At 47.3% G+C, this 9,016-nt stretch carries 19 protein-coding genes; 6 read left to right on the top strand and 13 right to left on the bottom strand.

Translation table 11 applies throughout. From position 1 onward, the window contains the following. Positions 1 to 277 precede the first annotated feature (277 nt). The 4 genes from P5683_RS20210 (at position 278) to P5683_RS20195 (ending at position 1,296) form a co-directional block, all read left to right on the top strand. On the top strand, positions 278 to 553 hold the full coding sequence (locus P5683_RS20210) for a hypothetical protein (protein WP_006622271.1): 276 nt from the start codon (positions 278 to 280) through the stop codon (positions 551 to 553). 6 nt (positions 554 to 559) lie between these two features. Then, positions 560 to 685 (top strand): hypothetical protein, encoded by a 126-nt coding sequence (locus P5683_RS20205; protein WP_260378521.1) that lies wholly within the window; start codon positions 560 to 562, stop codon positions 683 to 685. Next, positions 672 to 962, top strand: coding sequence for a PIN domain-containing protein (locus P5683_RS20200; RefSeq protein ID WP_315640123.1), 291 nt, complete (start codon positions 672 to 674; stop codon positions 960 to 962). The genes P5683_RS20205 and P5683_RS20200 overlap by 14 nt, the downstream gene beginning before the upstream one ends. Before the next feature lie 205 nt (positions 963 to 1,167). Further along, positions 1,168 to 1,296 carry a hypothetical protein gene (locus P5683_RS20195; protein WP_315644913.1) on the top strand — a complete coding sequence of 43 codons (129 nt, stop codon included), beginning with the start codon at positions 1,168 to 1,170 and terminating at the stop codon, positions 1,294 to 1,296. Between the two features lie 222 nt (positions 1,297 to 1,518). Here P5683_RS20195 and P5683_RS20190 read toward each other — a convergent pair whose 3' ends face one another. From P5683_RS20190 to P5683_RS20140, 11 genes are all read right to left on the bottom strand, one after another. Continuing rightward, on the bottom strand, positions 1,519 to 2,088 hold the full coding sequence (locus P5683_RS20190; RefSeq protein WP_187758547.1) for a Uma2 family endonuclease: 570 nt from the start codon (positions 2,086 to 2,088) through the stop codon (positions 1,519 to 1,521). A 54-nt stretch (positions 2,089 to 2,142) separates the two neighbouring features. Beyond that, on the bottom strand, positions 2,143 to 2,601 hold the full coding sequence (locus tag P5683_RS20185; protein ID WP_315640124.1) for an alcohol dehydrogenase: 459 nt from the start codon (positions 2,599 to 2,601) through the stop codon (positions 2,143 to 2,145). A gap of 184 nt (positions 2,602 to 2,785) precedes the next feature. Beyond that, positions 2,786 to 3,319: a putative toxin-antitoxin system toxin component, PIN family gene (locus P5683_RS20180; RefSeq protein ID WP_187758546.1), complete on the bottom strand. Its 534-nt coding sequence runs from the start codon at positions 3,317 to 3,319 to the stop codon at positions 2,786 to 2,788. Further along, the gene (locus P5683_RS20175; RefSeq protein ID WP_006622262.1) at positions 3,312 to 3,641 is read right to left on the bottom strand and encodes a hypothetical protein; all 330 of its coding nucleotides are present in this window, start codon (positions 3,639 to 3,641) and stop codon (positions 3,312 to 3,314) included. The genes P5683_RS20180 and P5683_RS20175 overlap by 8 nt, the downstream gene beginning before the upstream one ends. Before the next feature lie 143 nt (positions 3,642 to 3,784). Further along, on the bottom strand, positions 3,785 to 3,925 hold the full coding sequence (locus P5683_RS20170; RefSeq protein WP_155839099.1) for a hypothetical protein: 141 nt from the start codon (positions 3,923 to 3,925) through the stop codon (positions 3,785 to 3,787). A 30-nt stretch (positions 3,926 to 3,955) separates the two neighbouring features. After that, the gene (locus tag P5683_RS20165) at positions 3,956 to 4,294 is read right to left on the bottom strand and encodes a hypothetical protein (RefSeq protein ID WP_315645553.1); all 339 of its coding nucleotides are present in this window, start codon (positions 4,292 to 4,294) and stop codon (positions 3,956 to 3,958) included. 25 nt (positions 4,295 to 4,319) lie between these two features. Further along, positions 4,320 to 4,964, bottom strand: a complete 645-nt coding sequence (locus P5683_RS20160; RefSeq protein ID WP_228116436.1) for a hypothetical protein — start codon at positions 4,962 to 4,964, stop codon at positions 4,320 to 4,322. A gap of 424 nt (positions 4,965 to 5,388) precedes the next feature. After that, positions 5,389 to 5,583 (bottom strand): hypothetical protein, encoded by a 195-nt coding sequence (locus P5683_RS20155; protein ID WP_006622257.1) that lies wholly within the window; start codon positions 5,581 to 5,583, stop codon positions 5,389 to 5,391. After that, a complete protein-coding gene (locus P5683_RS20150; protein WP_315640118.1) occupies positions 5,570 to 5,878 on the bottom strand; it encodes a PIN domain-containing protein in 309 nt (102 codons plus the stop codon). Before P5683_RS20150 ends, P5683_RS20155 begins: the two co-directional genes overlap by 14 nt. Positions 5,879 to 5,902: 24 nt before the next feature. Next, the gene (locus P5683_RS20145) at positions 5,903 to 6,052 is read right to left on the bottom strand and encodes a hypothetical protein (RefSeq protein WP_315640117.1); all 150 of its coding nucleotides are present in this window, start codon (positions 6,050 to 6,052) and stop codon (positions 5,903 to 5,905) included. Between the two features lie 34 nt (positions 6,053 to 6,086). Further along, complete coding sequence (locus P5683_RS20140; RefSeq protein ID WP_108615131.1) at positions 6,087 to 6,341, bottom strand: type II toxin-antitoxin system HicB family antitoxin; 255 nt, start codon at positions 6,339 to 6,341, stop codon at positions 6,087 to 6,089. Positions 6,342 to 6,963: 622 nt separating this feature from the next. On the opposite strand from P5683_RS20140, the gene P5683_RS20135 reads away from it, so the two are divergent. Together P5683_RS20135 and P5683_RS20130 are read left to right on the top strand one after the other, a co-directional pair. Further along, entirely contained in the window at positions 6,964 to 7,155 is a 192-nt protein-coding gene (locus P5683_RS20135) for a type II toxin-antitoxin system HicB family antitoxin (RefSeq protein WP_228116437.1), read from the top strand. Further along, on the top strand, positions 7,098 to 7,364 hold the full coding sequence (locus P5683_RS20130; protein ID WP_315640116.1) for a type II toxin-antitoxin system HicA family toxin: 267 nt from the start codon (positions 7,098 to 7,100) through the stop codon (positions 7,362 to 7,364). Before P5683_RS20135 ends, P5683_RS20130 begins: the two co-directional genes overlap by 58 nt. A 274-nt stretch (positions 7,365 to 7,638) precedes the next feature. Here the strand turns inward: P5683_RS20130 and P5683_RS20125 are convergent, their stop codons facing one another. Together P5683_RS20125 and P5683_RS20120 are read right to left on the bottom strand one after the other, a co-directional pair. Then, positions 7,639 to 8,565, bottom strand: a complete 927-nt coding sequence (locus P5683_RS20125) for an SGNH/GDSL hydrolase family protein (RefSeq protein WP_006622251.1) — start codon at positions 8,563 to 8,565, stop codon at positions 7,639 to 7,641. A gap of 128 nt (positions 8,566 to 8,693) precedes the next feature. Beyond that, entirely contained in the window at positions 8,694 to 8,858 is a 165-nt protein-coding gene (locus P5683_RS20120; RefSeq protein WP_006622250.1) for a hypothetical protein, read from the bottom strand. Positions 8,859 to 9,016 lie beyond the last annotated feature (158 nt).

Raw genomic sequence — 9,016 nt, 5'->3', positions numbered from 1 at the left:
GGCGCCGACTGAGTTACAGGAGTCAATATCCGGTGCGATCGCGCTTCTGTGGGGACCGCTGCACCCGCCACATCACATCAAACACCTTCCGCGTCGTGTCGGGGTACGGGAATGCGATCGCAACAACAGGTGTCGTCAGCAATTCCGATGGGGTCATGAGCGCTGGGGGTTGACGGGATGGGAGCGACGCTCCCGATTATACAGGCAAGATGCCTGTGCTACAAGCGTTGGTGATACAATCAAAGCATCATAGCCCATCAAATGCCGATCGCCCCCCATGCAAAACATTCGTTTGGCGACCCATATCGGAGAAGATGGCATCTTAAAAGTGCAGATGCCCTCCGAAGTCAAGAACACCGAACTCGAGGTCTTGGTCCTATTCCAAGCGACGACACCCCCACGGCAAGAGAAAGCAACCAAACACCCCAAATGGCCGTCAGATTTCTTTGAAAAAACTTGGGGCAGTTGTGCGGATGCTCCCATCATCATCGATGAAGAAGGAGTCTCTGCGGAATTGGACGATCCGCCCGAAGAACTGTTCGCAACTCGATAAATTCAAGTGCTGTATTTACTAGATACCAACGTTGTCGCCATCTATTTGAATCGGCGATCGCAACTTCTCACCGAACAAATTAGAAGCGATCGATCCGACAGATATCGCCGTTTGTTCCGTGGTGAAATTTGAGTTATTTTATGGGGCGATGCGGAGTGGAAATCCGCCGCCAAACTTGGCAAGGCAACAAGAATTTTTAGATTTTTTTGTCTCCTTACCTGGGGATGATAGAGCCGCCAAAAAGGCGGGAGAAATCAGAAACAACTTGGCAAGTTTGGGAACGCCAATCGGCCCCTATGATTTGCTGATGGCGGCGCGAGCCATTGTCAATCATTTAATATTGGTCACTCATAATACAAGAGAATTTGAGCGAGTCTCGGAGTTGAGAATAGAAGATTGGGAAGTTTAGCTCCCATACGGAGGGCGGCGATCGCATTACCTAGAGCCAGCGGCATTCGGTTTGCCGGAATAAAGCATTCGGTTATCCGTACTTGACAAGTGTAGTTGATTGTGGGTTGATTAAAATCCTTGGCAAGAATATCCTGATGATGGTATAATCCCTGGGTGAATCCAACCGGTCTATATAGACTTGATTCTGGGGAGTCAGGGATTTAGTGAGGGGTAATCAACTGCTGCGGAGCCGTCAGCTAGAAGAGGCGGTGGATGGTTTTCAAAAAGCGATCGCCATCCCCATTTCCCTGGATTTCAGTAATCCTGCTAGGGTAGTGGTAGGCCGGCTGTGATGTAATGCGATCGCACCTTGCCACCTCCCCCTGCGGTGAAAGAATTTATGGAGGCATCAACCGGAATTATATCACCCCTCAAAGCGATCGCCAACCGCCGACTCCCAGCCGACATCCCCCCTTACTCCCCCCATAAGCGGGTATATTAGCAGAAGTGGCGATCGCATGAACAGGACTGACATTCACCACCGCACCCCCACGCCGCCATCACATTGAATTCGGTCACTCAATTTTCAGCCAATTAAAAATTTCCGTAGTCGATAACTGCATCTCTTTAACACTCTCTAAAACCGGCAAAAATTCCTGTTTTGAGGGGATATCTGGCAATTGATTGAGTTGAAATATCATCACTGATTCATCTTTGGGGTCGATTAACCATCCCAACTCTGTTCCCTGCTTCAGACTAAAAATAATCTTTTTAATTACCTGGTTTGCCGATGGCTCAGGAGATAAAATTTCAATCACCCAATCTGGATAAACTTCAAAGCGATTTTGAATTCTTCCTTGTTCCGTCTTAGGGATGCGTTCCCAAGCGAAAACAGAAATGTCAGGCACCAGAGAACGTCCGCCAAAAGTACACCTTAACTCTGTGAATGCTAAAGCCCCCTTGTTCGCTTTGCCAATGTCATTGATTCTGGCAGATAGATAGGTTTGGATAATACTATGTTCTCCCTGCGGCATGGGTTTTTGTGCTATCTCTCCATCGAGATATTCAGAATAAGGTTTGGTTTCAGGAAGTTTTAAAAAATCCTCTAAGGAAACTTTTGTGACCGCTGGATTCACTGCAACCACGTTTGACCTCCTAACAATGTGGGATTAATGTGGAGATTCCTTTTTACTGGGTACTCAATCTCGCGATCGCACCTTGCCACCTCCCCCTGCGGTGAAAGAATTTATTGAGGCATCAACCGGAATTATATCACCCGCCAAAGCGATCGCCAACCGCCGACTCCCAGCCCACATCCCCCCGTTACTCCCCCCATAAGCGGGTATATTAGCAGAAGTGGCGATCGCATGAACAGGACTGACATTCACCACCGCACCCCCACGCGGCCAACTGACACACGGCAAAATAGAGCGAGGCAATTCACCCACTACACCCCCTCCCACTGCTGGCGTGTCGTTTCCACTACCAGGCTGACCAACCATGACGGCCGCATTATTGACCAACGCATCCACCCTAGCCACCTCACCTCGCCACTTTTGAGCCATCTCCTCCCAGGCAGAAACATCCGGGACATCAGCTTGAAAAAACCTATCCATTTCCGCTACAGGAGCGGACATATTGCCTGGCTGAACCCCCACCACATACCAAACTTGGGGGTGAACAAACTGGGCAGTTGCCTTGCCAATACCGCCTCAAACTCCGGTAATTAAAACCACTAATTTAGTCATTGAATTAATCCTATTCAGTAGTTATCTCCATCCCCAAAACCAGACCTACGCAATAATCTTTCCAACCACACATTAGCTATTTGACTAACCTCAGTTAAAAATCAGAAACCGAAGGAACCCGACCCCGATTAATCCAATTCATCATCAAGTAAGGATGAACCAAATGAAAAGAGCGATTTGCAGACCTATAAATGCCATGACGTTGTGGAATAATTACCGTTAAATCCTTAACCAGAAAATCCCTAAAATTTCCCGTCACCAAAGCAGTTGCATCACCCGCAATAGAAGTTTCTAAAACGTGGCGATCGTCCCAGTCCTCAATCGGTATAATTCCCGTTCCTCCCAAAGTTAATTGCGGGCTTAATTGAGCATAACTGCGTATTAACTCAACATAAAAAACCGCATCATCCCGCAAAACTTGAAGTTCCGGTCGATTTTCCAGAACCTCTTGCAACCTATTCAACATTCCCCAAGAGATGACGATCTCGACTTTTCCAACCAAACAGTTGCCCTGTCGAACTATGTCCACCAAAGTTTGACAAGAAGTTCCCTCTCTTCCCTTCACCGAAGCTAACAGAGCCGCACACCAAATATTCAGATCCAAGCACAACCTTAAAGTCTCAGTCATCTTGAGTTAGCTTAACTGCAGCATCAAGGATATCGTCTTCAGTTACCAAAGAATCTAACCACTCCTTATTTAGCTGCGGTTGAATTTTTTGTATAGCTTCATGGTACTGACTTTCCAAAATAGCCCGGGCGACAATATTAGCCATCTCAACTTTTTCGGCACCGGAAACGACGTTACCGGCTAACCATACAGCAGGTGGCAGCAGGGAGCAAAATTCGATCGCTAATTTAGCAATTTGAGAAGGAGACAAATTCTGTTTTTTGGATAAAACATCGATTTGTCTTAAAGTTTCATTATCTAGGTTAACCGGCAGATTTTCCATGACAAGCGGGGTAACAATGACTGTGGAATTGAACTTTTAAGATAGCCCCAAAATATCTCGCATAATATTTAACATTTTTACATTGTCTATATTTAAAATCTGTGCGATCGCCATCCTCATTTCCCTGGATTTCAGTAATCCTGCTAGGGTAGTGGTAGGCTGGCTGTGATGTAATGCGATCGCACCTTGCCACCTCCCCCTGCGGTGAAAGAATTTATTGAGGCATCAACCCGAATTATATCACCCGCCAAAGCGATCGCCAACCGCCAACTCCCAGCCGACATCCCCCCTTACTCCCCCCATAACCCCCTATATTAGCAGAAGTGGCGATCGCCCCAGTCCTCAATCGGTATAACTCCGGTTCCGCCCAGGATTGCGACCCTGCCAATTATACAGGCAAGATGCCCGGAAAAGGAGCGATCGCCTAGTCTGTGGGTAGAGCGATCGCGCTTCTGTGGGGACCGCTGCACCCGCCACATCACATCAAACACCTTCCGCGTCGTGTCCGGGTACGGGAATGCGATCGCGACAACGGCTGTGGTCAGCAATTCCGATGGGGTCATGAGCGCTGGGGGTTGACGGGATGGGTGCGACGCTCCCGATTCTACAGGCAAGATGCCCGGAAAAGGAGCGATCGGAAGGCGTGTGTGCACATACTGCATTTCCGAAGCATTGGATTCAATTCCCCATCTCCAATTGACCCAGGGCGATCAAACTTTCCAGATCCTCTAAAGCATCCGAAAGATAAATCCCGATAACTGATCGCACCGAATTTAACATCTCTTCATCCGCCCCCCCCAACATCCGGCTAATATCCGCCAGATCTTGAGAACGGCTGGCTTGCAACTTCATCAATACTAAATAGGGCAATGCAATGACCGGCAACCCATCCGGGGAAAAGTTGGGATAAGCGATCGCATCGGCAATCCATGCTTGCTCGAATTCCAGCACGTCTAGAATCGTTCCATCCGATAACTGCCAGGTACTCCCGCCAATATTTAACGCTCCCACCCTTTGACTTCCCGCCTGTTCTAATTCTCCATAAATGCGGTCAGAATTTTCTGCCCAAATTAAAATATCTAAATCATCGGTCATGCGTTCGGGCATATAAAGCCGAGTGGCAATTCCTCCCACGATAACAAAAGGCGTTTGAATAATTGTTCTGAGATCAGTCACGGGATGATTCCAAGTTCGCGATTGGAGAAATGCTAGACTACTACCCCGACCCGGACGGCATCGACGCAAAGCCATTTCGAGATAAACTTTTCTTCGATTTGCCGGTACTGCCAAATTGGACATGAGCGATCGCTTTTCCCACTTCAACTGCTCTCCAGCTTAACGCGATCGCGCTTCTGTGGGGACGGCTGCACCCGGCGCATCACATCAAACACCTTCCGCGTCGTGTCCGGGTGCGGGAATGCGATCGCCACAACGGCTGTCGTCAGCAATTCCGATGGAGCCATGAGGGCTGGGGGTTGACACGATGGGAGCGACGCTCCCGATTATACTGAACCGACACACCTTAAACGGTGGGTTACGGCGGATTGATATATGGCTTTCACAGCATGGGTTTGAGCCGCCTAACCCACCCTACGCGAAAGCACATTTTTAGCCGTGTCGGTCCACTACAGGCAAGATGCCTGTGCTACGCGAAGAGCGATCGCGTAGCGTGTGCGAAGACCATAATAAATTGACCCTATATTCTGACTCAAAAATCGGCGGCGGGAATCCACCAGCAAAAGCCAATCTATCGGCGATTTCTAATTTTCTGAATATCTTGCCAAAACTCATCTCGCGTCACCGACTTCAGCAGATTTTCTCGTTCTTTCGTGTAATCGCCATGTCCCCATCCCACCTGTTGTAAAAAGCGAATCGCATTAATTTGACCCAGATTCTCAACTAAAACTTGATAACCTTGTCTTCTCAATTCAATAGGTGTCATCAGTCATTCCTCCTTCTTGTTGAAAAATCGTCATCAACCAATTAACCGGATTGCTCACTTTAACCCGCAATCCATCTTGATTGTTACTTGCCTTTTTCAGCAGGCGATCGTCTGTCGTCAACAAAACATCTGCTTTGATCCTTTCAGCGCTGGCAACATGAAAAGCGTCGTACAGTCCAAATCCCAATAGTTCCAACTCTTGTGAACGAATATTGATTGCATCGTCAATTTCAACAACCGTCGTAGCCAAGTTCAAAATTTCTCTGATATTTTCTAATTTTTCTAAATCGCTCATTTTTTCCAGTTCTGCTGCAATTGTTTAACTCATAATCAACTGCCAACCTTGGGCATTAATTCGATGGAGAATGTTGAGGACAGCTTCTCCTTCTATGCGAATCCGTTCTTGACTCCAATCATCAAAGGGGCGGTTCAAACAACAAACATCAAGGTAAATTTTACATTCAACCATCTAAAATCTTTCGCCTTAACTGTCGGAAAATTACTCATCGGGGGATCTGGACAGGCTTGATGATCAGATTCTCTTCAGGTATCGGTTCTTTATCCTCAAGCAAACTATCAATATATAATTCCATTGCTTCGGTGATATTTACCAAGGCTTCCTCAAAATTATCTCCCTGGCTGTAACACCCTTTCAAAACCGGACAAAAAGCATGATAACCCCCCTCTGATTCTTTTTCACAAATCACCGTGTAATTATAAATTTTTGCTTCCGAAGTAGACATGGACTTTGCATTCATACACCACTCCTAAAATCTAGAACCCGCCTTTAAAAATTCCCTTGATTGACCGCATCAACTCACCTCTAAAATTTCGACGGCTATCTATTATAACACGAATTTCGAGCTTCCAAAGCATTGCCCGCCCTTCGGACGGCTTGACTCGCGGCATCACATCAAACACCTTCCGAGTCGTGTCCGGACGCCGGAATGCGATCGCCACAACCGCTGTCGTCAGCAATTCCGATGGAGCCATGAGGGCTGGGGGTTGACACGATGGGAGCGACGCTCCCGATTATACTGAACCGACACACCTTAAACGGTGGGTTACGGCGGATTGATATATGGCTTTCACAGCATGGGTTTGAGCCGCCTAACCCACCCTACGCGAAAGCACATTTTTAGCCGTGTCGGTCCACTACAGGCAAGATGCCTGTGCTACGCGAAGAGCGATCGCACCTATCTCGTTTGCCCCGATCGCCACTCATTCAAAGCATTGACTAAAAGCAGCTACAAGTGCTAAAATTAGGCGTTATAAAAACTGGAAAATATTCGATACAACTCAACCCAAAAGGAGAATCTCCAAACAATGCTTTATAAAGTTCCTTTGCTGCTCTCCCCCCAACCCGAAGGGGGATTTACTGTGACGTCCCCACTCTTGCCAGAACTTCTGACCGAGGGCGACACCGCCGAGGAAGCCCTCGCCAACGTTCAGGATGCCCTGGCTGCCGTGGTCGAGATTTATGAGGATTTGGGTCGAACTTTACCCCCAAATTTATGTGTTGCCGATGCCGATCATTCTGTGTGGCTAGAAACTTTAGTCGTGAGTTCATGAAGTATCGCGAAGTGGCCCGAAAACTGAAAGCATTGGGTTGTCAAGAATTGCCCCGGCGCGGGGGTGGCTCTCACCGAAAGTGGTTGAATCCCAACACAGGGCAAGCTTCGGTGTTACCGGATTGGGGAAGTCGCGATCTCAAAATTGGAACTCTACGGTCTGCACTGCGACAACTGGGAATTGATTGGGATGTTTTCAACAACACTTAATTAAAGCAATTCATCGCCTCGCATTGACAACAACCTTCATCGACCCCTCAATTTATAAATCCCATGACTTCCTTTCTGTCGGTGTAATTGATAACCCAATTTGCTGATGACCCGGTTTTTTCAAAAAACCGGGTTTCTCGAAACAAGCGATCGCCAGCGTCGGAGTGCCACGTATCGCGCGCGTCGGAGTCCGACGTATCGTCCGCTCAAATGAGGATGATGCAGAAACCTGAGAGCAACCCCCATCGACGAACAGCGGCGATCGCACTCTTAACTATAAATTAAGTTGCTCAAGTAATAATTCATTTACGAGTTGATTACCTTGGGGACTCAGATGGATGTGGTCACGGTAGAGACTCGGGGAGTCGGGGTGGCTGTTGAAGGGTGGGAGAAAATCGATAAATTTAATATTTTCCTGTTGGGTAAGCGATTGCAGACGTGAGCGTGCTTTAAGTTCGTAGTCCTTTGGTCCTGGCTCACCGATTTCTCGTAGTAGGGGAGTCATCAGCAGTAGGAATTGAGCCCCCTGTTGAAGAGCGATCGCATTTAGCTCTCTAATCATATCTAGGTTATAAGCCACCACATCCTGGGGACGTGGGCGAGAAGGTGGAGGGATAGGCTGATCGCGTCCTAAATAGCGGTTAAACAGTTCCAACAAGGCTAAAGGAGGTTTTTGGTCTGGATAGTTGCGATCGCGTCCGACAATGTGAGGATTAGGGATTCTAGCAAACAAATCATCGGTATTGAGTAGCAAAACTAAGATCTGAGAACCAAATAAACCGAACTTCTGAACATAAGCCAATTGATTCGGGGGTCCCCAGGAATTAGCAGAAACATTGAGAACCTCCACCTGTTTGACTGGTAGTTGGGATTGAAGCTGTTGTGTCATCATGGCAGAAATCGTGTCATCCTGATCAGTCCACCATCCACCATTAGCAATAGAATCTCCTAACAACATGATCCGGAGAGTGTTATCTTCTGGTGTAGGGGCGATCGCATGAGAACGCATAGAATATTGATTAATCTCAATCCGGTTGCCAAATCGTCTGCTACTCTGATCACCAGCCAATAAATAGCCGATCTCCTCATCAGATACATAAATCAAAGGATTGCCAAAACCAAAAAAAACCCGTAACCCTAGTTCCAAAAGAGCGATCGCTCCCAGAACCCCAACTATCACTATCACCAGAATTTTGACCATCTCAGCCTCAAATTAGTCCCCGCGTGCAGAATTTGCTTGGTCAATTCTTTCAGTATCACAAGGATATAGCGAATCCACAAAAGTTACCAAGCATTGTAAAGTCTCAACAAGAATCTAGTCATATATAGTCAGATTTGACCAATATAGACATGAATTTCCGGCTCTGGACAATCGGCGATCGCACTTTCGCAGTTCGTGACTACTAACCCGAACAGTCCGTAGTTACTGTCCAGAGTCCGCTCCAACTCCTCCGTTTCTCCCTCTAGCACCGCCTGGGAAAGTTTCGTCGGCAAATATAATTATTTATCAATTTCCGTCAAACAATTTACGCAAATTCTCAGCCAAAATATTCCCCGAATACAGAATCCTCCCATCTACCGTATCCTCCCATCTACCGCGATCGCATTATCGCCATCACTAGGTCATTATGTTAACTTTTGTAACAAAAAAT

Origin of the sequence: Limnospira sp. PMC 1279.21 (genome assembly GCF_032349615.1) — a bacterium.
Classification (GTDB): Bacteria; Cyanobacteriota; Cyanobacteriia; order Cyanobacteriales; family Microcoleaceae; genus Limnospira; species Limnospira fusiformis.
Note: the sequence above shows the minus strand (reverse complement) of the source record. Positions and strands in the feature narration are given on the sequence as shown.

Bases quoted from the DNA above. Each gene is read 5' to 3' on its own strand.
- P5683_RS20210 (WP_006622271.1), top strand. From the start codon at position 278: ATGCAAAACATTCGTTTGGCGACCCATATCGGAGAAGATGGCATCTTA.
- P5683_RS20180 (WP_187758546.1), bottom strand. From the start codon at position 3,319: ATGACTGAGACTTTAAGGTTGTGCTTGGATCTGAATATTTGGTGTGCG.
- P5683_RS20175 (WP_006622262.1), bottom strand. From the start codon at position 3,641: ATGGAAAATCTGCCGGTTAACCTAGATAATGAAACTTTAAGACAAATC.
- P5683_RS20170 (WP_155839099.1), bottom strand. From the start codon at position 3,925: ATGTCGGCTGGGAGTTGGCGGTTGGCGATCGCTTTGGCGGGTGATATA.
- P5683_RS20155 (WP_006622257.1), bottom strand. From the start codon at position 5,583: ATGACACCTATTGAATTGAGAAGACAAGGTTATCAAGTTTTAGTTGAG.
- P5683_RS20150 (WP_315640118.1), bottom strand. From the start codon at position 5,878: ATGAGCGATTTAGAAAAATTAGAAAATATCAGAGAAATTTTGAACTTG.
- P5683_RS20145 (WP_315640117.1), bottom strand. From the start codon at position 6,052: ATGGTTGAATGTAAAATTTACCTTGATGTTTGTTGTTTGAACCGCCCC.
- P5683_RS20140 (WP_108615131.1), bottom strand. From the start codon at position 6,341: ATGAATGCAAAGTCCATGTCTACTTCGGAAGCAAAAATTTATAATTAC.
- P5683_RS20130 (WP_315640116.1), top strand. From the start codon at position 7,098: ATGTGTTGCCGATGCCGATCATTCTGTGTGGCTAGAAACTTTAGTCGT.
- P5683_RS20125 (WP_006622251.1), bottom strand. From the start codon at position 8,565: ATGGTCAAAATTCTGGTGATAGTGATAGTTGGGGTTCTGGGAGCGATC.